21 protein-coding genes and 3 tRNA genes are annotated in these 20,266 nt (G+C 53.7%); 16 read left to right on the top strand and 8 right to left on the bottom strand.

Translation table 11 applies throughout. The features are described 5' to 3' along the window. Positions 1-16 precede the first annotated feature (16 nt). Positions 17-730, top strand: a complete 714-nt coding sequence (locus tag Q0Y46_RS01625) for a ComF family protein (RefSeq protein WP_295681875.1) — start codon at positions 17-19, stop codon at positions 728-730. 39 nt (positions 731-769) lie between these two features. Here Q0Y46_RS01625 and Q0Y46_RS01630 read toward each other — a convergent pair. Beyond that, positions 770-850 (bottom strand) — tRNA-Ser (locus Q0Y46_RS01630). An 81-nt stretch (positions 851-931) separates the two neighbouring features. On the opposite strand from Q0Y46_RS01630, the gene Q0Y46_RS01635 reads away from it, so the two are divergent. After that, positions 932-2,056 (top strand): HD domain-containing phosphohydrolase, encoded by a 1,125-nt coding sequence (locus Q0Y46_RS01635; protein WP_295681878.1) that lies wholly within the window; start codon positions 932-934, stop codon positions 2,054-2,056. A gap of 116 nt (positions 2,057-2,172) precedes the next feature. On the opposite strand, the gene Q0Y46_RS01640 is transcribed toward Q0Y46_RS01635, so the two are convergent. After that, positions 2,173-2,245: transfer RNA gene (locus tag Q0Y46_RS01640), tRNA-Phe, on the bottom strand. A gap of 192 nt (positions 2,246-2,437) precedes the next feature. On the opposite strand from Q0Y46_RS01640, the gene Q0Y46_RS01645 reads away from it, so the two are divergent. The 5 genes from Q0Y46_RS01645 to Q0Y46_RS01665 all read left to right on the top strand — a co-directional run bounded on the left by Q0Y46_RS01645 (position 2,438) and on the right by Q0Y46_RS01665 (position 7,476). Continuing rightward, entirely contained in the window at positions 2,438-4,969 is a 2,532-nt protein-coding gene (locus tag Q0Y46_RS01645) for a CotH kinase family protein (protein ID WP_297944096.1), read from the top strand. A 96-nt stretch (positions 4,970-5,065) separates the two neighbouring features. Further along, positions 5,066-5,767, top strand: a complete 702-nt coding sequence (locus Q0Y46_RS01650; protein ID WP_295681883.1) for a ubiquinone/menaquinone biosynthesis methyltransferase — start codon at positions 5,066-5,068, stop codon at positions 5,765-5,767. Beyond that, entirely contained in the window at positions 5,764-6,330 is a 567-nt protein-coding gene (locus tag Q0Y46_RS01655; protein WP_297944128.1) for a UbiX family flavin prenyltransferase, read from the top strand. Before Q0Y46_RS01650 ends, Q0Y46_RS01655 begins: the two co-directional genes overlap by 4 nt. A gap of 47 nt (positions 6,331-6,377) precedes the next feature. Further along, positions 6,378-7,271: a UbiA-like polyprenyltransferase gene (locus Q0Y46_RS01660; RefSeq protein WP_297944131.1), complete on the top strand. Its 894-nt coding sequence runs from the start codon at positions 6,378-6,380 to the stop codon at positions 7,269-7,271. After that, positions 7,258-7,476 (top strand): hypothetical protein, encoded by a 219-nt coding sequence (locus Q0Y46_RS01665; protein WP_290960354.1) that lies wholly within the window; start codon positions 7,258-7,260, stop codon positions 7,474-7,476. The genes Q0Y46_RS01660 and Q0Y46_RS01665 overlap by 14 nt, the downstream gene beginning before the upstream one ends. Before the next feature lie 3 nt (positions 7,477-7,479). Here the strand turns inward: Q0Y46_RS01665 and Q0Y46_RS01670 are convergent, their stop codons facing one another. From Q0Y46_RS01670 to Q0Y46_RS01685, 4 genes are all read right to left on the bottom strand, one after another. Then, positions 7,480-8,319 carry a biotin--[acetyl-CoA-carboxylase] ligase gene (locus Q0Y46_RS01670; RefSeq protein ID WP_295681896.1) on the bottom strand — a complete coding sequence of 280 codons (840 nt, stop codon included), beginning with the start codon at positions 8,317-8,319 and terminating at the stop codon, positions 7,480-7,482. A 12-nt stretch (positions 8,320-8,331) separates the two neighbouring features. Then, positions 8,332-8,802: a hypothetical protein gene (locus Q0Y46_RS01675; RefSeq protein ID WP_297944134.1), complete on the bottom strand. Its 471-nt coding sequence runs from the start codon at positions 8,800-8,802 to the stop codon at positions 8,332-8,334. A 132-nt stretch (positions 8,803-8,934) separates the two neighbouring features. Next, a complete protein-coding gene (gene tsaD / locus Q0Y46_RS01680; RefSeq protein WP_297944137.1) occupies positions 8,935-9,942 on the bottom strand; it encodes a tRNA (adenosine(37)-N6)-threonylcarbamoyltransferase complex transferase subunit TsaD in 1,008 nt (335 codons plus the stop codon). Then, the gene (locus tag Q0Y46_RS01685; RefSeq protein ID WP_297944139.1) at positions 9,942-10,982 is read right to left on the bottom strand and encodes a hypothetical protein; all 1,041 of its coding nucleotides are present in this window, start codon (positions 10,980-10,982) and stop codon (positions 9,942-9,944) included. The genes tsaD and Q0Y46_RS01685 overlap by 1 nt, the downstream gene beginning before the upstream one ends. Before the next feature lie 126 nt (positions 10,983-11,108). Between Q0Y46_RS01685 and Q0Y46_RS01690 the strand changes: the two genes are divergently transcribed. Genes Q0Y46_RS01690 through Q0Y46_RS01710 form a run of 5 tightly spaced genes read left to right on the top strand, consistent with a single transcriptional unit; the run spans position 11,109 to position 16,524 of the window. After that, complete coding sequence (locus tag Q0Y46_RS01690) at positions 11,109-11,915, top strand: permease-like cell division protein FtsX (protein ID WP_297944142.1); 807 nt, start codon at positions 11,109-11,111, stop codon at positions 11,913-11,915. Between the two features lie 6 nt (positions 11,916-11,921). After that, complete coding sequence (locus Q0Y46_RS01695; protein WP_295681906.1) at positions 11,922-13,184, top strand: peptidoglycan DD-metalloendopeptidase family protein; 1,263 nt, start codon at positions 11,922-11,924, stop codon at positions 13,182-13,184. Then, positions 13,166-14,305: an AAA family ATPase gene (locus Q0Y46_RS01700; protein WP_297944146.1), complete on the top strand. Its 1,140-nt coding sequence runs from the start codon at positions 13,166-13,168 to the stop codon at positions 14,303-14,305. The genes Q0Y46_RS01695 and Q0Y46_RS01700 overlap by 19 nt, the downstream gene beginning before the upstream one ends. Then, entirely contained in the window at positions 14,305-16,005 is a 1,701-nt protein-coding gene (recJ, locus tag Q0Y46_RS01705; protein ID WP_297944149.1) for a single-stranded-DNA-specific exonuclease RecJ, read from the top strand. The genes Q0Y46_RS01700 and recJ overlap by 1 nt, the downstream gene beginning before the upstream one ends. Positions 16,006-16,014: 9 nt before the next feature. Further along, entirely contained in the window at positions 16,015-16,524 is a 510-nt protein-coding gene (locus Q0Y46_RS01710) for a hypothetical protein (RefSeq protein ID WP_297944153.1), read from the top strand. Positions 16,525-16,533: 9 nt separating this feature from the next. Here Q0Y46_RS01710 and Q0Y46_RS01715 read toward each other — a convergent pair whose 3' ends face one another. After that, the gene (locus tag Q0Y46_RS01715; RefSeq protein WP_295681916.1) at positions 16,534-16,959 is read right to left on the bottom strand and encodes a hypothetical protein; all 426 of its coding nucleotides are present in this window, start codon (positions 16,957-16,959) and stop codon (positions 16,534-16,536) included. Positions 16,960-16,997: 38 nt separating this feature from the next. Beyond that, positions 16,998-17,080, bottom strand: a tRNA-Leu gene (locus tag Q0Y46_RS01720). 49 nt (positions 17,081-17,129) lie between these two features. On the opposite strand from Q0Y46_RS01720, the gene Q0Y46_RS01725 reads away from it, so the two are divergent. The 4 genes from Q0Y46_RS01725 to Q0Y46_RS01740 all read left to right on the top strand — a co-directional run bounded on the left by Q0Y46_RS01725 (position 17,130) and on the right by Q0Y46_RS01740 (position 20,264). Then, positions 17,130-17,696 (top strand): hypothetical protein, encoded by a 567-nt coding sequence (locus Q0Y46_RS01725; protein ID WP_295681919.1) that lies wholly within the window; start codon positions 17,130-17,132, stop codon positions 17,694-17,696. A 288-nt stretch (positions 17,697-17,984) separates the two neighbouring features. Continuing rightward, a complete protein-coding gene (locus Q0Y46_RS01730; RefSeq protein WP_295681922.1) occupies positions 17,985-18,500 on the top strand; it encodes a type II secretion system protein in 516 nt (171 codons plus the stop codon). Between the two features lie 37 nt (positions 18,501-18,537). Beyond that, positions 18,538-18,957 (top strand): type II secretion system protein, encoded by a 420-nt coding sequence (locus tag Q0Y46_RS01735; RefSeq protein WP_297944157.1) that lies wholly within the window; start codon positions 18,538-18,540, stop codon positions 18,955-18,957. Continuing rightward, entirely contained in the window at positions 18,954-20,264 is a 1,311-nt protein-coding gene (locus Q0Y46_RS01740; protein WP_297944159.1) for a prepilin-type N-terminal cleavage/methylation domain-containing protein, read from the top strand. The genes Q0Y46_RS01735 and Q0Y46_RS01740 overlap by 4 nt, the downstream gene beginning before the upstream one ends. The last annotated feature ends 2 nt before the right edge of the window (positions 20,265-20,266 follow it).

The following is a 20,266-nucleotide window of genomic DNA, read 5'->3' on the forward strand; positions in this document are numbered from 1 at the left end:
CCTTAGGAGGCCTTATATGGGTGTTCTTAGGACCATAGAAAATTTTGTTTTTGGTATGGATTGCCTCGGTTGCGGCAAAAGTTCGGATGCACTGGACCCGTGGCTGTGCCCGGACTGCGAGCGCCGGCTGAAGCGTGAGTCGCTCGGGATGAGTTTCCCTGCGCCCGACGTGTTCTGCCTTTACCCGATGGATTCGCTCACGCGGCGCCTTATCCATTCGCTCAAGTACAAATCGATACCTGGGATGGCTCGCTTTCTGGTGCGCCACTCGTCGGCGATGCCGGGAGGCGTAATTCACCAGACTGTGGATACGCTCCCGAGACCGTTTTTCTTTGTGCCTGTACCGCTTCATAGGGCGCGTTACAGGGAGCGGGGCTACAACCAGGCCGAGATGATTGCGAGGGCACTTGCCGAGCTGTACGGCGGCCGTGTGTGCCGCTGGCTCCGACGTAGGACGTTTCGGGTATCGCAGACCAAACTGTCGCGCTCGCAACGCGAATGGAATGTGGCAGGCGCCTTCGAAAGGGCGTTGCCTGCGCGTTTGCCGCCCCGTGGGACGGTTTTCGTGGTAGACGACGTGTTCACCACGGGGGCGACCACGTTCTCCTGTCTGAGCGCTCTTGGGCGAAATTTCCCGTTGCCTGTTAAAGTCTTTACCTTGCTTTACGATCAGCCGGTCACGGCGGCGGCCGACTATGCTGCAGACATGCAGGAATTTTACGGTGCTTAGCAATAAAAAAAGAGCCGGCGTAAACCGACTCTTTTTTAGCGGAGGAAGAGGGACTCGAACCCCCAAGCCTTACGGCGGCGGTTTTCAAGACCGCTGACTTACCAATTAGCCTATTCCTCCAGGCGAGTGTAAGGTAAAAAAGTTTATCTTCCGTGTCAACAGGTAAACCATTTTGCTGAAAAGTTTTATACTTTTAAGGTGATGGCTACGGAAGAGCACAAAAACGAAATGGACGACTCTCAGCGGATTCTTCATCTGCTTTTTGAGTATATGCCCAAGATTGCTTCGGAACGCAAGGTGGACAGTCTCCTTGTGCTCATGAACGATTTGGGGCGTTCCATCGTACGCTCTGACCGCTGTTCCCTGTGGCTTTTGGATAAGGAAAAACGCGAACTGTGGACCAAGGTCGCCCATGGTGTCGACGAACTCCGCATCCCGATGGAAGCGGGCTTTGCCGGGCATTGTATGACGACGGGTGAGTCCTTGCTTGTGGAAGATGCGTACAACGATGAGCGGTTCGACCGCCGCAGCGACGAGAAGACGCACTACCACACGAAGTCCGTGCTGGCCGTCCCCCTCAAGAATTCTGTCGGGAAGGTCATGGGGGTTTATCAGGCCATCAACAAACAGGGAGAACCGGGGTATTTCACTCCGAAGGATTTAGAAAACCTTTCGCTTATCGCCGTGTATTCCGCAAAGACTGTGGAATCCACGATGCTCAATGCCGAACTGGAAGCCACCCAGAGGGATATCATCCATATTTTGGGTGATGCGTCCGAGTACCGCAGTCAGGAGACGGGCGACCACATCCAACGTGTTGCCGAGGTTTCTTACAACCTGGCGAAGTTCATGGGCCTGCCGGAATCCTATTGCCAGAAGATTCGCCTTGCGGCGCCTCTGCACGACTTGGGCAAGATCGGCATCCCCGATGCGGTGCTCAACAAGCCGGGCCGCCTCAACACGACGGAGTTCGCTGTCATGAAGACGCATTCCGTCATTGGGCGCGAGATGCTGCGTGCTTCTAAGCGCAAATTGCTACGCTTTGCCGCCGAGATTGCCGGGACCCACCACGAACGCTGGGACGGCACGGGCTACCCCGACGGGCTGAAGGGCGAGGATATCCCGCTTTCTGGCCGTATCTGCGCTGTAGCCGACGTGCTGGACGCCTTGTCTTGCCCGCGTTGCTACAAAGAAGCTTGGCCCGAAGAGGACGTGCGCGCCGAGTTCATCAAACAGCGTGGAACGCAGTTCCAACCGGAACTGGTGGATGTCCTTCTGGATCATTGGGAACTTTTCTACTCTGGATACCGTAACAGGCGAATCTAGGCCCTAAGGGCCTTTTTTTGTGCCTGTAGATTGCTTACAAAAGCGGGGCTTTTCTAGACCAGCCGTACCATGTAAATTTTGGGTAAAAAAAAGCCTCCGTTACCGGAGGCTTTTCGTGGTCCCGGGCGGAATTGAACCGCCGACACGTGGATTTTCAGTCCACTGCTCTACCAACTGAGCTACAGAACCATTTGGGTAGACCAAATTTAGCAAAAATGTGTTCCTTGTCAAGGTGTAAAGAAGATATTACCAATGTTTTTTCATTTTTTCTTCATTTTCTACTAGATTTAGTAGTGGATGAATTGAATTGGGCTGTTTCTGCACGGCAACGTGTGGAATGGTTTCTTTATTTTATAGGTGGATATTGTGCGTTACTTTAAAATGATTCGAAATCTAATGACTGTTGGGGCTGTCGCTGGTTTCTTGCTGGCTTGCGGGAATTCTGAAAGCGAGGACGTAACACAACCTACCTCTTCCGATTCCAATTTACCGAGTAATCCGAGTAATCCGGATAATCTTCCGCCAAGGATCGATACTACCGAAGTTGTAGATCCCAAGACTGGCGAAGTGAATAAGGTCGTTGAAATCAAGGACCCAGAAGTCCATTTGACCATTGAAGATATCACTGAACAGGGTGATACTATTTGGAAAACAAAAATCGTGTACGTTCCTAGGGATACGGTCGTTCACTGGGTGGGTAAGTCCGCATTGCGTATAACCGAAGTTGTTTCGGTTAACCTGGACTGGCTTGACGAAGACGGCGATGATCCCGCATGGGTTGAAATCTATAATGCCGGCGATGAAGTCGCGGACCTGAACGGTTATTACCTTGTTGAAAGTTACGACAAAACCCGCAAGTGGGCTTTCAGTAACGAGGTTATCCGTCCTAAGTCATTCCGCAATGTGTTCATCTCCAAAAAGAACATTCCGAAGGCATCCGAAGCCAAGGATGTCGGTGACCGTCATTATCGTACGCACACCAACTGGAAGCTTGACAAGAATGGTGGCTCCATCTACTTGATCGACAAGTATTACCAGGTTCGCGATACAGTCCAGTTCCCGGTGCTTGAACCGGGCATGAGCTGGGGCCGTATCGATGGCGGTCTCTGGAGATACATGAGCAAGCCCACTCCCGAAGCCCCGAACACGGAAGCCGAAGCTTATCAGGGTGTCGTTCCCAAGTTTGATTTTGGCTCTGCGAAGGCCGGCTTCTACAACTCCACGGTTACTTTGAAGAAACCGAAAGTTTCCGATGGTACCAAGATTCGTTGCACCAAGAACGGTTCCCTTCCCACCAAGGATTCCGAAGAATTTAACAGCGACATGGTCATCGACCATAGCATGGTGCTGCGCTGCGCCGCTTACAAGGAAGGTTACTTGACGAAGGAAATCGTCACCAACACGTACTTCATCAACGAACAGGTCAAGATGCCGGTGGTCGCTGTGACTGTGGACTCCGCCTTCTTCAGGGAGAATTACGTCAAGTGCGAAGCTTCTGATCCTGATGAATGTCCGAGAGGCATGTATGCCGACGTGGAACGTCCGGTCCATGTGGAATATTTCGAGAAGGGCAGCGATTCTAAGGAAAAAACTTGGGAAATCGATGCTGGCATTTCGCTCATGGGTAACTGGAGCCGTGTCAAGGACAAGAAGTCTGTTGCCATTGTGATGCGTGAAAAGTACCAGAATGGGCGCATCAACTACCCGCTGTTCCCGACGAACCCGAATGTCACCAAGTACAAGGCTTTCAACCTCCGCAACAATGGTAACCGCTTCGTGAGCGACTACATTGAAGATGCTATGGGTGGGGAAATCTTGAACGGCAGCGGTGTGGATTATCAGCATAGCCGTCAGGTGGTCGTGTTCTATAACGGCCGTTACTACGGCATCCACGACATGCGTGAACGCTTCAACGAGAGCTATGTCGAATCTAACTACGGCATTGACAGCAAGACGGTTGACATGGTCAAGCACCTGAACGACAGCTTGCATGCCAATGGCGGCACTACGGATGCTTACGCACAGATGCTCCAGTTCATCGGTACGAACGATTTCTCTGGTGAAAATAACGCCAAATACGAAGAAGCGAAGAAATTGATTGATGTGGGTAACTTCGCCGACTACATGGCTGCCGAAATCTACATCCACAACGGTGACTGGCCGAACAACAACGTTCGCGCTTGGCGCAGTCCGGAACAGCCCTGGAAGTTCATGGTCTATGACTTGGACCATGGCTTTGGCTGGCAGTGGGGTGTTGAAGACCCGAATAGCGAAAAGTTCAATGACGGGACTAACATGTTTACCTGGATCAAGCAGGGTGGCGGTAAGCACCTCTGTAAGGAAACCGGCTGCTTTGCCAACCTGTACATCCAGCTTATCAAGAACCCCGATTTCAAGCGCCTGTTCATCAACCGCAGCTGCGCTATGTGGAAAGGCTACTTGAATGGTAATAATGTGAGCAAGGTCGTCGACCAGATGGTCGCTACCATTCCGTCGTCCGAAAAGGATAGGGACCTTGAAAAATTCAAGCAGAATGAAATGTACTATCCAGGCGGATTCGACTGGAAGGGTGATCGTCTCAAGGAATGGGCAAGATCTCGCGATGGTGAAGTTGTCAGCCTCTACAAGGGCGAATTCTTCAAGGATGATGGAGATGCCAAACTTGTGTCGGTCAAGATTAAAGCCGATGGTGATGGCTCTGTGCTCATGGAAGGCATGAATCTGCCGGGAACGAGCTCGCCTACGAACTATTCTGGCGAATTCTTCAATGGAATGCAGATGGAACTGACCGCCGTGCCAACGAATGGTGCCGTGTTCAAGAGCTGGTCGGGCTGCGAAGCCGTAGAAGGCAAGCCGGAAACCTGCCGTGCAACGATTACGGATGGTTTGACGATTACAGCTAGCTTCAAGTAAGATTGTTTTTTAGCAAAATTTTTCGCGCGGGCTTTTAAGTCCGCGCTTTTGTTTTTTGTGCGTGGCTTGCGCTAGGTATATTTCTAAATTTGTGGCATGAAGAGCCCTGTGCGCAAAATGTTCGACGAAATTGCAAACCGCTATGATTTCTTGAATCATGCGTTGAGCGGCTGCCAGGATATTCTTTGGCGCAGGAACTGCTGCCGCGAGCTGAAACGCATAAAACCGGGCAAGCGTTTGCTCGACCTTTGTGGTGGGACGGGTGACTTCGCGGCGACTTACGAGAAATTCAACGGTGTACAGGATGTCGCCATTCTGGGTGATTTTTCGTACGGCATGCTGAAGGGGGCCGCGGGCAAGAAAACGTCGGCTGTACCTGTGCAACTCGATGCAATGAAGATGCCTTTTGCCGACGGTTCGTTTGATGTAATTTTGAACGGATTTGGAATGCGTAATCTCCCTAATGCAGAAGGCGGCTTGCGGGAATCCGCTCGCGTCCTTTCGGATGGCGGTTATTTGCAGGTGCTTGAATTTTTTTCGCCACGGAATGTGTTCAACAAGTTTTTCTACAAGAGGCTTGCGCCCTTGTTCATCCCGGTGCTCGGTGCGTTCTTTAGCAAGCGGGATGCGTATGAATATTTGGTGAATTCGATTATCCGTTTTTTGCCTGTGGCGGACTTTGTTGCCTTGGCAGAGAAGAACGGCTTTGAGCTCGTGCATGTGAAACCCTGCTTTTTCGGGGTGGCGTACCGCGTGCTTTTACGCCGGAAGTCTGTGCCGGCGGGAGGTGAAGCGTGAACCGCTATATTCTTGGGGTGACTGGCGCTAGCGGGGCCATTTACGCCACGCGCACGGCGATGCACTTGAAACGCCTCGGGCATGATGTGTCGCTGATTGTGACGGCGCCGGGCCGCGAAGTCGTGGAATACGAAGGGCAAAAGGCGCTTTTTGATTATGTCGATAGCGTGTTCAATGTGGACGATTTTTTTGCGGAATGTGCGAGCGGTTCTGCCGACTATGCGGGCATGGCCGTGGTGCCGTGTTCCATGGGAACGCTCGGGCGCATTGCTGCGGGAACTTCGGACAATTTGCTGGTGCGCAGCGCGGACGTGTGCCTCAAGGAGCGCCGCCCGTTGGTAATTGTACCCCGCGAGATGCCGTACAACTTGATTCACCTCGAAAATATGGAACGGGTGACTCGCGCCGGTGCCGTGGTGATTCCTGCTTCGCCGCAGTTCTACAGCAAGCCAGCCTCCATCGAAGACCTTGTGGATACCGTTGTCGCAAAAGTCCTCAAGCACTTGGGTGCGGGTTCTGCTGCGGACTGTGCCGAAATCGTCAAACCGTGGGGAACCCCCTAACCCCAAATCCCTAACCACTAACCACCAACCACTAACCACTTTTCTTCATGCTCCACAAAATCCTCGAATTCGGCCATCTCGTTCGCTTCAGCCACTCGCTGTTCGCGATGCCTTTTGCCCTCGGTTCCATGTGGGTGGCGGCAAACGGTTTCCGTGGTATGACTGCTGCCGAGACTGCGCGGATTGTCTTGCTCATCGTGGGCTGCATGGTGACTGCCCGCAACAGCGCGATGAGTTTCAACCGCATTGCCGATGCCGATATCGATGCGAAGAACCCGCGCACTGCAAAACGCCATTTGCCGGATGGGCGCCTGAGCAAGGCTTCGGTCATCGCGTTCCTCGCCGTCAACGGATTGCTGTTCGTGTTGTTCGCCTTTTTGCTGCAGCCCATCGCGGGCGCGCTCGCGCTTCCGGTGTGGCTTTTGCTGCTCTCGTATTCGTACTGGAAGCGCTTCTCGTGGCTTTGCCACTGGTTCCTCGGCTTCGCCATCGGAATGAGCCCGCTCGGCGCCTGGATTGCCATTCGCGGCGAGTTTGCCGTGTTCCCGATATTCCTGCTTGTGATTCTCATGCTCTGGATGGGCGGTTTCGACATTATCTATGCGACGCAGGACGAAGAAATCGACCGTGCGATGGGGCTACATTCGGTGCCCGCCCGCTTTGGCCGCAAGCGTGCCTTGCAGATTGCTTTCTGGAGCCACATCGCCATGCTCGCTCTATGTGGAGCGTTCGGCTTTGTCTGGAACATGGGATTGCCTTGGTGGATTGTGTCGGGCCTCATGGCCGCAGCAGTTCTTTATATTCATTTATTCAGAAAATCCGATGACCTGGATGCCATGAATCGCGACTTTTTCTTGGCGAACGTCGCCATCAGCGTGCTCGTGATGGCAGGGCTCATCGTGTGGATTTGCATGGGAGGCGACGTCAATGCCCTTTATTAAAAAGCCCTTTACTACCGAAGACAAAATCAAGATGTTTGAACGCATGGGCTCCACTGCCGCCGTCATCGCGCTCGTACTTGTTGTCCTCATCGAGACTGGCCTTGCCGGCGAGAACAGGGAAGCCGCCGATACGGCCCTCACGGCGATGATTGTAGTACTTGCCGTCTCGCTTGTCGGCAGTATGTTCTTCAAACGTAAAAAATAGTCCCTAAATTTCCAAATCCGCGCTGTAGACGGTTTCGATTGTCCCGTCGTCACATTCAAATTTGAGGCTGCCGTCTTCTTGCATGTCGAGGATTTTGCCGTGTTTGCGGATGGGTTGCCCGCTCATGTCCAACTCGATAATCGTGCCCGGCGCCCCGATGAACTTGTCCATCTTGCGCCAAGCGTTAACCCACGGGGTAATGCCGAATGCCGTGAACTGCTTCACTGCGCGTTCCAGGCTCCCGATAAGGGCCTTGAGCAGTTTTTCGCGGTCGACTTCGAATCCGAGAATCGCCTTGAGCGTCGTGATTTCGCGGTTGAGTTCTGCGTAGTCTTCCGGGTCGCTGTTCACGTTGATGCCGACGCCCATGGAAAGAGCGGGGACGGTCCTGCCGTGCGAGTTGTTGACCGTGCTGGCCGGGATATAGACTATTTCGGAGAGGATCCCGCAGAACTTGCTTTTGCCGTAAAGGATGTCGTTAGGCCACTTGACGGTAATCTTTGTGCCGTCGCTTGCGGGCTGTTCCTGCATTCCGGTGAATACCTCGGCGAACGTGAGTGCTGCGACTTGGGTAATCTGCGCAAAGCGCTTCGGGGGAATGCCTTCGAGCGGAATGAGGATGTTGAAGTAGAGGTTCTTGCCGACAGGCGAACTCCAGGTTCTCTCGTGCCGTCCGCGCCCTGCGCTCTGCGAATTTGCGACAAAGAGGGTGCCCGGCGGAATTAGCCCTTCGCGGGCCTGTTCCTTCATGTGTGTGTGCGTGCTGCCGATTTCGTCAAAGAGTCTTGCCGGTGCGCTGTCAAAGCCGAATACCTGCCAGTCATGGAATTTGTGTGCTTCCATCTGCGGTTCCGGCTAGTCGTCGTCTTTGCGCTCGTCTTCGAGCATCTTGAGCGCCTCTTCGGGGAAGATGTTGAAGTATTCGCGCTTCTTGTCTTCAAAGAGTTGCAGTAGGCGTTCCTGTTCGAACTGCTCGCGGTCGATGTTCTGCATGAAGAACTCGTCGCGGGCGAAGTCGCGGGTGGTCATCAATTTCTTGATGTCTTCAGAAAGGTCTACTTCGTCCCACAAGATGTAGTAGGATTGCACATCCAGGCTACCGAAGATGTCAACATTCAATTTGATGGAATTGCTCTTGCTGGAATCGACGAGCTCAACTCTAGTCTCGCGTTTCTCGGGGCGGAAAACATCTACATCGTTGACTTTCTTGTTCAGGTCTTGGGCGGCAGCAGGGAATGCAAGGAATGCGCAAAATGCAAAAACGCCAAAAATGCACCGGCTTGTTCTCCGGTGCTCAAAATGCTTATGGTAACCCCAGCGTCTCATACATGTATAATATAATTTTTACAAGAGCATGGTAGTAGAATATTTTTTTGTATTTCGCATAAATTTCGAAATCTGTGAGTAAAAATACGGGATTTTGAAGAAATTAGGGCGAAAAAGGGGGAGGGAGGCCCTTTACGGGGCGAGCGGCATCCAAGGTTTCACGGTGTCGATAGACTTGAGCAGTCCCCGCCGGTTGCGGCGGATGGCCGCGGCGGCAATCATTGCCCCGTTGTCGGTGCTGAGGCTCCTGTCGGGGATGCAGAATCGGATGCCGTGACGGTTGCAGTAGTCTTGCAGGCGTGTGCGCAGCCATGCGTTCGCGCTCACGCCGCCTCCGACGACGAGCGTCTTCATTTTGGTCAACTTGAGGGCCGTGATAGTCTTTTCCACGAGGCTGTCGACGATGGCGTCTTCAAGCGAAGCGCAGATGTCGCCGAGGTGGACCTTGATAAAGTCGGGCTCGTGAGTTTCCGTGTAGCGGAGCACAGCCGTCTTGAGACCGCTGAACGAAAATTCGCAGTTGTTGCGGACATGCAGTGCGCGCGGAAAGTCTACGAACTTGCGGTTGTGCCCCTGGGCCAGTTTGCTGATGGTCGCTCCCGCGGGGTACTTGAGGCCGATGAGCTTGCCGCACTTGTCGAAAGCTTCGCCGGCGGCGTCGTCGCGGGTGCGGCCGATGCTTGTGTACTTGAATCCGGGTTCTTCCAGGATGAGTTCCGTGTGCCCGCCCGAGACCGTGAGCGTGAGGAAAGGCGGCTCGATATCGGGGTTGCTGAGCCAGGCGGCCGCGAGATGGCCTTCGAGGTGGTTCATGCCGTATGCCGGGATTCCTAGGTCGCGGGAAAGCCCCTTGGCGAAGCTTGCGCCGACGAGTAGCGGTCCCATGAGCCCGGGGCCCGTGGTGTAGGCGATTGCGTCGATATCCTTGAGCGAAATTCCCGCCTCTTTGACGGCGGCTTCGGCAATGGGCGCAATCTTTTGCAGATGGGCCCTTGCCGCAATTTCGGGGACAACGCCTCCGTAAAGCGCATGCTCGTCGATTTGGCTATAGAGCGGGTTCGAAAGCACCTGGAGAGGTTCATCTTGCAGTACGGCGCAGGCGGTCTCGTCGCAGCTGGATTCAATTCCGAGCCAGAGCACTATTTGCCCTCCTCTTCGAGGTCGTCCATCGTGAATACGGTGGGCTTCGATGGCTGCGTGGAATCGGATTCCGTTCCGGTGGTGGGTTGCAGGATCTTCCTCTGCAGGCGCACTTTGTCGGGCTTGATCTGGATGCCCTTGATGCTCATGTCGGTGTTGATGCTCTTGTCGAGTATGAGCCTTACGGTGGGTGGTAGGCTATCCACGTCTTCGATGGTGAACCGGTTAATTTCGACGAACAGGTCAAGCGCTTCGGCCTTGAGCGTGTCCAGAATTTTTTCGCCGCCGGTGATTTCCACCTCGACGGTGCTTGGCACGAGGCTCACCTCGTTCTTGTCGTAACGGCCAATCAGGTGGACAGGAATGCTTTTGAATACTTTGTTTGTAACCTTTTGGACGTCGATAGAAATCTCGATTGCAGAATCGTTCGGTGCAACGTAAGCGGGTAACTGGTCAAAGCGGAGTGGCACCGTGTACCGGCCGGGTGCCTTGACGGAATCGTAGCGGATGGAATCGGTGGGCACTTCGAAGATGCGCATGAGTGCGTTGCGTGCACCGGACACGTTGAGGCCTTCGGGGTTGAGCACCGGGTCGCTGGTGATGATATAACCGCTGGCGGGCCGGAAAGTCACGTTCGACTTGATGGGAACGTTACGGACGATGCGCGTGTCGATGTCGAGGTCAATAAAGCTGAGCCTTTCGTCGGAGTCCACGTAATGGATGTTCGGAAAGTTCGGGGAGGAGTAGTTCTTGGAACCAATGTGTACGCGGTGGCTGCCGAGTTCGATATCGTGCAGGTCGACGACAATGCTTGCGGCCTTTGTTTCCTGGGCGCGCATACGGATGAGGTCGAACGGCCTGCCTTCTACGGTGATAGGCATGCTCTGCGGCGGCCTCGAGGCGATGGCGAGCGTTTCTGGGAGCTTGGAGAGGATGATGGGGGCTTCTATCTCGAGCTGGAAATTTTTCAGCGAGATGACATAGAACCAGAGGGCAATCCCGAAGAGGAAGGCTGTAATCTTTAATGCGATGTGTTTCATGTTCGCCCCTAAATGACTCCTTTAAATTTAGTTATTATTCGCTTTGTGTTAGGTCAATTAGGTTATTTAGTATCGGAATCCTTCAGGGGATGGAAGCAGCACCGCACGGTTATCTTGCCCTCCCTTGTGACGATATTCCTCTGCTCGCTGTTGCTGGCGGCGTCTTCGCTGTTCCTTGGGGGCGCGATGCGCGTCATCGACACCGAAAAGTCGCTTTACGCTATCGAGGCGTTTTTGCCGGGGCCCATTCCGGACGATTCCGTGGCGGCAGTGCGTTCGCGGCTTATGCACATGAAGCACGTGGACAGCGTCGAGTACGTGAGCGCCGACAGTGCCTTGGCCGACTTCCGGAGGCATTTCTCGGGAGACATGCTCGACCTGGTGGACGACAATCCCATCCCGCCGTTTTTCCGCATCAAGCTAGACGACAGGAGCAAGACTCCGATTGACCTCATCGAGGTGCGCAAGTCCATTGCGAGAGACGGAGTGTTCGAGGAGGTGCAGGCCCCCGTGGACTGGGTAAACCGTATCGCCGAATGGAAGTTCAAGATGGTGTTCTGGCCCGTGACGATATGCGTCCTTTTGCTTGTGACGCTTTCGCTCATCATTTGTAATTCGGTGCGACTTTCCCTGCTTTCGCGCAAGTTGCTTGTCGAGAACATGAAGTATGCGGGTGGCAGTACGTTCTTTATCCAGTTCCCCTTTGTGCTGGAAGGCCTTGCACAGGGCTTGTTCGGGAGTGTTTCGGCGGTGATTGTCCTTTGGATGGTCGTGGATGCCTTCACGGAATCGTTCCCGATTGTCGGTAGCTATGTCGACGGGTTTGGCGGGATTTTGTTCCTCGTCGTACTTGCGGTATCTTCCCTCTCGACCTATTTCAGCTTCCACACGGTTCGCGGGTTCCTCAAGATTAAACGCAACGAGCAGGAATAGAAACCCATGCGCCTGTTCACGATTCTTCTGTGCTTGTTGGTCTGTTTTCCGCTTGCTGCACCCAAGAAGACCGATGCGCAAATCAAGGAGCAGAAGCAGGCTCTCAAGAAACTCGAAGGAGACCTCGCCAAAAAACGCCAGGAACTGGCGATGCTTGAAAGCGAGGAGAAGGGCGTCCTCAACACGATTTCGCTTTTGGACCAGAACCTCAACCAGACCCGTACCTACATTGCCGAACTGGCGAAGAGCGAGGCCATGGTGCAGGGTGCCGTGGTGCGGCTTGCCGCCGATATCGATTCGCTTGACCGCAAAATTGTCGAACGCAAGGAGGCCATGAGGCGCAGAATCCGCAGCCTCTACGTGAATGGCCGGCAGAGCGAAGCCCTTGTTTTGTATAACCTCCTTTCGCAGAAAGGTAACCCTGACCGCCAGGTGTACTGGGTGCACCACATCCTCAACGAGGACCGTGAACAGGTGCTGATGCTTTCGCGCATGATGGAAGAACGCGACGAGATGAAGAAGACGGAACAAGGGCACTTGGAAGATTTGAACAGGATGCGTAGCCGCAAGGCCCAAGAGGAGAAGGGCCTCGTGACCCAGATGAGTGGCCAAGAAAAAATGCTCCTCTCGCTCAAGCAAGACAAGAACATGCAGAAGAAGGCGCTGCAAGAATTTGAACGCAACCAGAAGACGATGCAGGCCCTCATCAAGAAACTCGAAGAAAAGCGCAAGAAGGAAATTGAGGCGGCGAAGAAGGCCGAAGAAGAACGTAAGAGGAAAGAGAAGGCAGCCAAGGCCAAGAAGGGCAAGGGCGGCAAGCCCGAGAAGGAAGAGAAGGTTGTGAAGAAACCGCAGGTCGCCGTGACGACTCCGGTGACAGGCCCCAAGTGCATGCCGCTCAAGGGCGAAGTCATAAGCCAGTACGGCTTGCAGGAACATCCGGTATTGCATATCACCACGCGTAACCTCGGTGTGGAAATCCGTGGCAAGAAGGGCTCTGCTGTGCGTGCTGCAGCGGCAGGTACTGTGGCCATGGTTGCAGAAATTGACGGGCGCGGTCCGTCTGTAATTATCGAGCACGAGGGCGGAACATATTCCGTGTACGGGCACCTCCAGAGCATCCGTGTGCAGGAGGGAAAAACGGTACAGAATTGCGAAGAAATCGGCATCGTCGGTGACATCGCTTCTTTAAATGGAATTAAATTGTATTTCCAAGTTAGCGAGGGTACACAGACCGTGGACCCTCTTGAATGGTTGAAACAGAAATGATTGAATATCGCTTGAACGGCCCATCATCGCAGAACCGGCAACGCATCCGTCTTATGGCTGCGCTCCGTGAAAACCGGTTCCCGCAGGCGATTCTTATCGATGGGCCGGTAGGCATAGGCAAGAAGGCGCTCGCGATGGAAATTGCGAAGGCACTACAGTGTAGCGCTGGGGAATCCAGGCCTTGTGGGCATTGCTTCGGCTGCAAGATGGCGGCCGACCCGGGCAATACCGATGGTTGGGTCGTTCCCATGGAATCCAAGGAATCCTCTGCCAGGAGCGCATCCGACGTGTCGGCGGGGAGCACCGCGAAGACAATCCAGGATTACAAGCAAGCCTACATCGAAGAAATTGTGAAGAACCCTTACCGCATCGACGTGTTCAGCGCCGCTGCGGGTATAACGGTGGACCTTATACGCAACATGACGGCGGGATTCGCCCTCAAGGGCGACCGCGTTCGCACGATTATTGTCGCGGAAGCGGATCGCATGAATGATTCCGCTGCGAACGCCTTCCTCAAGACACTTGAGGAAGTCCCGCCGGACACCTACTTTATTTTGACGACCAGCAGCCGCGAACGTTTGTTGCAGACCATCCGCAGCCGCTGCCTCGCCTTGCACCTTTTGCCACTGACCGACGACGAAGTTCGCAACATTGCGGTGGAGTATGCGCACGACGACTACGACGAGTCCGCCGTCACCGACGACGTGGTTGGGCTTTCTGTGGGTTCCCCCGGCAAGGCCATGTATTACGCGCAGCATGCTTCTGCTTGGCTCGACCTGTCAGCTAGGTTCGTGAACCTTTCCCTTTCGGGCGATTACACCGACTTGTTCTTTGATTTGGAAGATGCGGGCATCGAGGATGCCGCCGTCGCGAACCGCTTTTTGGAGGTGGTGTCGTTCTTGCTGGCCGATATGGCCCGTAGCATGGCCGGAGCTCCGCTCCGCATCGCCGACACGACGGCCAAGGTCGATACGTCACGTTATCCGCAGATCGATGCGAATGCCGTGGACCTCGCCCTGGTGGACGTGCAGGAGACTATGTCGCGCATCGCGAGCCGCCGTACATCGCCGCGTGTGTGCATCCAGGCCCTTGCGGTAAAACTATTCGAGGGGGCCAAGTGATGGAAGAACTTGTCGCCTCGACGCTCGCTCGCGAACTCAAGGTGCCGCACCTGGTGGCCCGGTTCCTCGTGTCGCGTGGCGTGAAGAACGTGGCCGATGCATACAAGTTCCTGTATGGCAGCGACAGCGACATCGCAGACCCGATGCTCATGAAGGGCATGGGGGTGGCCGTTGAATGGCTTTTGGATGTCCAGAAGAGCGGGGAAGAAATTTTCATCTTTGGCGACTACGACTTGGACGGCATGACCTCGGTGACGCTGCTCAGCAAGGCGCTTGCCGAAATCGGCATCGCGACGCAGTGGCGCCTGCCCAACCGCTTTGGCGATGGGTATGGGTTGTCTGTCAGCGCTGTCGACGAAATGTATGAGGCCGGTGCGCGTAACCTGATTACAGTGGATACAGGCATCACGGCGAATGCAGAAATTGCCCACGCCAAGGAACTGGGGATGCGGGTCATGGTCATGGATCACCATCAGCCCAGCGGTGATGGACTGCCGCAGTGCGATGTACTGCTCGACCCGCACCAGGAGGGCGACGCTTATCCGAACCCAGAACTCTGCGGTGTCGGTGTTTCGTACAAGTTTGTATGTGCCCTGTTTGCAAAGCTTGGCCGGCCCGTGCCGACGCGGTATCTCGACTTGGTCGCCTTGGGTACTTTGGCCGACCTTGTGCAGATGACTCCAGAAAACAGACGCTTCACCAAGATTGGTCTTGAACACTTGCGCAATAGCGAGTGGCCGGGATTGCAGGCCATGTACAGTTCGCTCATGAAGTCCGCGAGCAGTGTGGGCGGCATCGACGTGATGTACAAGTATGCGCCACTCCTCAATGCGCCTGGCCGTATGGAACGGCCCGACCCGGCACTGAAGTTGTTGTTGAGCACAAGTAAGACCGAAGCAATGGCGTTGCTTTCGGAACTCAAGAATTGGAACGCCCGCCGCAAGCAGAAGGAATCCGAGATTACCGAGATGGCACTCAAGAATGTGCGCGAACAGTACGGCGAAAAGGTTCCCGAGGTCATCGTGGTGGCGGGCGAAAACTGGCACGTGGGCGTTATCGGTATTGTTTCTGCGAAACTCGCCCAGGAATTCCACAGACCCGCAGCGGTGCTGTCGATTATCGACGGCATGGCGCATGCGAGTGCCCGCGCCGTTCCCGGTTTTAATTGGCACAAGGCCCTTTTCGACGTGCGCGACTTGTTCGAACGCTGGGGCGGCCATGCGAATGCCGCAGGCTTTTCGCTTGCCGCGACAAAGATTGACGAACTCCGGGAGCGGCTGGAAGCCGCCGCCCGTGAGCAGGGCTACACCGGCGGCGCCCCCGAGGTGGACGAAGCCCACCGTTTCGACATCGAGGTCGCGCTGCGTGAACTTTCCGTGGCCCCGTCGTTGTCGCGCCCGAAGGCGCACACCGTGCTCGACTATTTCGAATTGATGGAGCCGTTCGGCGGCAACTTCCCTTATCCGGTGTTCCGCGCCGAGGGAGTCAAGGTGCACCGTGTGCGCGAACTGCGCGGCGGCCACCTGCAAATGGAAATTTCCCAGGCCGGGAGCCCGGCATACTCCGCCATCGGTTTTGGCCTACGCAAGAACAAGGTGCTTGTCGGCAAGAACAAACCCCTGTCCATAGTCTTTGAACCTACGTGGAACTACTACAACGACAAGAAGACTATCCAGCTCTGTGTGAAGGCGATAGAGTAGGGAGGCAAAATGATCAAGAGAGACTTGCCTGTCGTCCTGTTCGCTTTGGTGTTCCTGGTCATCGCCTATGGCCTTATCACGACACCACCGCGCTATGCCCCTGCCAAGACCAAGATGGTCATGGAGGAGGTGGAGGAGTTCGTGCCGCACTCCTATTACCGTGGGCGAGTCCTCATGCCCGATGTCGACGAACTGTACGTGCTGGAAAATAGTGCCGGCCGTGACGTACTCAAATTGGGCAAGTCCCTGCAGGGGAGGGCCGCCGGGTTGCACTGGCTCGCCACCCAGCATTTCCGCACCAACGACGAGGATGTGCTTGTCGGCTTAAAGCTGACGATTGATTCTACGGGGCACATCGATTACCCTGAAATACTGTATTGCAGTACCAACGACGATGATTTCAAGTGGAAACTCATCCACCACATCAGGACGTACTGGGTTTACCCGCGCAGCGTGGGTGGAATAACGGAATTCTGGTTCCCGGTCCGCTGGTTAGCGGAATACAATAACCGGCCCTGACGGCGGGGGCTAGTCCCTCAGAATCTTGAGCAGTTCGGCGGCGCGCTTCTCGATGAGGATGAAGGCTTCGAACATGCGGGCTTCGCGCCACTTCACCAGGTACTTGGCACGCCATTCTTCGGCTACTTCTTCGGCAGCTTCGTGTTCCTTCTCGTTCCTGTACCAGACTTCCTTCTTGATTTCCTTGATCATGTCGCCCATCTCGGCGGCAGGTTGCAGGGAACCCTTGCACAGGAGCAGGGCGCGCAGGTTATCGAGCAGGATTTCGTCGGTAGGGTTCTCTGCATCGTCACGGGCGCAGTCCCAGATTTCGCCGCGGTGGCGCTCGGTCCAGCCCATCAGGTGTTTCTCTGTCTTGTCGAGTTCGCCCTTGGCGAGCTTTTCTTCTACCGCCTCGCGGGGGTAGTAAATGCTGTTGGGGTAGAATTCTATCATGTTTTACTCGAAATTTTACGAAAAACCTTTGTTTTTAATGCCCGGGGCGGGACTTGAACCCGCACGAGGTTGCCCCCAAGGGATTTTAAGTCCCCAGTGTCTACCATTCCACCACCTGGGCAGCAGTGAGTTGCCTTGAAAATATAGCAAATTTTGTTAACTTTTAATTTATGAAAAAAACAACCTCCCTCTTTTTTGCATTGGCCGTGTGCCTTGCGTCTTTTGTTCCGGCTTTTGCCGTTGACGACGGGTCGGAACCCCCCGATAACTTCACCATTCTCAAGGAAGAACTCGCCCTCATCCGTGATAGCTACCTTGTCAGCTTGAACGAGGCCATCGAAGCCTCTCTCGGCGAGAACACCGAGGATCTTACCCCGTGGTTCCACCTCCGCGACGAAGGCAAGGCCGCCACATGGGCCGATCTCAGCTATGAGGTTCCCAAGAGTCTCCAGCACCTGAAGGTCACCGAAATTCCGTATGGCCTGCATATCCAGGGCAAGGTCGGGCAGTACAGTGGCGACGTGAAGATTACGGTCGTTACCCGCGACATGGACATCTTCTACGATCGCGTGTTCATGAAGGGCACCAGCGCAGACTTCAAGAACCTCGTGATGGAACTCTTCCGTAACGACCGCGTGGTGTACTACGATAACTCCACGCCTTGCAAGATGGCTGCCGTGACCTGCATCCACGAATACAAGCAGGGCACCCTGGGCCTCAAGAAGAAGAAAAAGTAAAAACAGCTGGCCAACGCGCCAACAACCCATTTAACACGATATGGCGGGCTTCGGTCCGCCATCATTTTACGCGTTATTTGTGTTAAAAAATATTTACGAAATGTCAAGAGTAAGAAAATGTTAACATAATCACTTGATGTCATCGATATAATTACTTATATTAGAGCTATGTAGGTAGGGTGAGCTTACTTCCGAAAAGTGAGCTCCCTTTTCTTACATGTCCAGGAGATGTCTGCGATATTTCTTACTTTGTGACACATAATCACTTAGGAGAAATAGGGTATACATATGAAACATTCTATAGAGATGAAAAAAGGCTTCACAATGGTTGAGCTGCTCGTGGTGGTGTCCATCATGGGTATTTTGTCTACGATGGGTGTCGCGAGCCTGCATGCGGCCATCGTGAACAACCGTGTCCGTGACGCTGCGTTGAATGTCACCGCTTACCTGGAGCGTGTGGCCAGCGAGGCAAACCGGCTATCTAGCAAGGTTTGTGTCAAAGCCAACGGAAATACAATTTCCGCATATAAAGGCGCCTCTTGTTCTGGAACAGCCATTAGCCATCACACCCTGGAGAAAGCGCTCTCTTTTGAGAATGCGACTCATAAAGATTGCTCCTCCAGCTGGTACAATGGAGTCACCTTCGAACCCAAGTTCGGCTTGAGTGCGGCTCCGGTACAGGGGTGTATCGTTGTTAAATACAGTGGCGGCGAAAAGAAGGCCCGTGCGCTCAAGAAAAAAGAAAAGAACAACATTATCCCGCAAGTCTCTTACGATCGCGGCAATTCTTGGACGGACCTGTAGCCTTATGAAAGATTTACGCAGAAAAATATTTGGCAACTTGTCCGGCTTCGGTATCGTCGAAGTGCTCATCTCTGCCGCCGTACTCGGCTTTTTATATCTCGCCCTCCTGCACATGCAGGTCGGCAACCGCGAAGCGCTCCTCAGAATCCGCGGCCGCGACGGCGCCGTCGAGGTGGCGCAGAACATCATCGATTCCCTCAAGACCGTCGGTGTGGCATCCATCGCGTCGTTTAGCAAAGACAACATCGTCAAGTCCTGGGAACGCGGTCCGGGTGGTACATCCACTGTGACTTACAAGGCCGACGTGACCGTAGGCAATGCCAACGAATACAAGGCTACGACAAAGTCCAACTACGAGAACGTTGAACATGTGTACGCCAAGCAGGTGGACGTCAAGGTTTCGTGGAACTTCAAGGGGTCAGAACAATCCGTCAATGTATCTAGCGTGGTAAGATGAAAAAATCCGGCTTTACCCTAGTTGAACTCATGGTCTACATCGGGATTGTCGGTGTGGTGGTCATCGTAGCGGGGCAGGCGTTCAGCAACAGCACCAAGATGCGAGTCCGCACCGAGAGCATGATCAAGGCCAATGCAACTGTCGAAGAAGCCGGGATGCTCATACAAGAAGATGTTGCCCAGATGGGCGCGAAGAGTGCGAAGGAGTCCGGAGAGGGTTCTGCGTCGGATGTGTTTTTCAAGTCGAACATGGTTTACATGGATGCCGAGAACGGCGATTCCTCGTCTTTCCGCATAAATGGTGATTCCCTGATTCTCCGACGTATGAACTACGATTCGCAGGGGCGTTTTCTCTCTATCGAGGAAGTCGCCTGGTTCAAACGCAACAAGCAACTTTTCCGTACATGCAAGACGATTGACCGCGATAAAAGCAGGCTCCCGTCTGCACCGGAAACGTGCCCTGAGTCAAATCCGGCATCTGTGGAAATGTTGGATGACGTGGCTTTGTTTAATGTTATCCCGGCAAGACCGGCTGTCTTGAATAGCGAATATGGAGGCTCTACAGGTAGCTATCCTCGCTTGCTGCCGTCTCCAGTTAATGTAGCAGATCATTCTTTTAGACTGTTTCCGAGACTTGAAGGTGAAACTTTCTTCTCGGTGAATAGAATGCCGGAGAGGGGTGGCTCTATTGTGACTCTTTCTGATTTTGTTACGAACTACGATAAAGATCGCGAGCAAGCTTTGGAAACAAAGAAGGCGGTCCAGGTTTTTGTTGTCGGTGGAACCGGAGAACTTGCTTTGTCCTCTTCTTGGAATACAGTATGCACTCCGGTTAACTTGGACGCACAAGTAGATTACGAGTTGTCTTTCAAGGTTCCGTTCTTGGATGAAAATAAGATCCGTTCTTTTTCTCCAGAAATGGATCATATGACTGTTGGCTTTCGCAATATGGATGGTCAAATGGATCCGGAGTTGCCGGATTTCACATTCTATCCCCCTGTTGATGGTTTTGCTAATAGTAAACGAGTTATGCGTTTTTCAGTCAAGAATGATAAGAAAAATATGTGCCTTGCTTTTACCTTTGCCTTTTATTCTCCTTTAGCATCGAAGGGGAAACTTGCTATTAGCAATTTGGAGTTGAACAAGGTGGAAAATTCGAATTTCGTATTTAACGAAGGATATAGCCCTGAAATTCCAGACAAGGCGAATGTTAAAGCATTTAAATTAAAACTTCAGGTGCAAAAAAACGGAGAAAAAGGTGACGTAAATCTTGTCGTTCCTACTCCAAGCAACGGGCCGAAGGACTAATT

The sequence above is a fragment of the uncultured Fibrobacter sp. genome (assembly GCF_947305105.1).
Lineage (GTDB): Bacteria > Fibrobacterota > Fibrobacteria > Fibrobacterales > Fibrobacteraceae > Fibrobacter.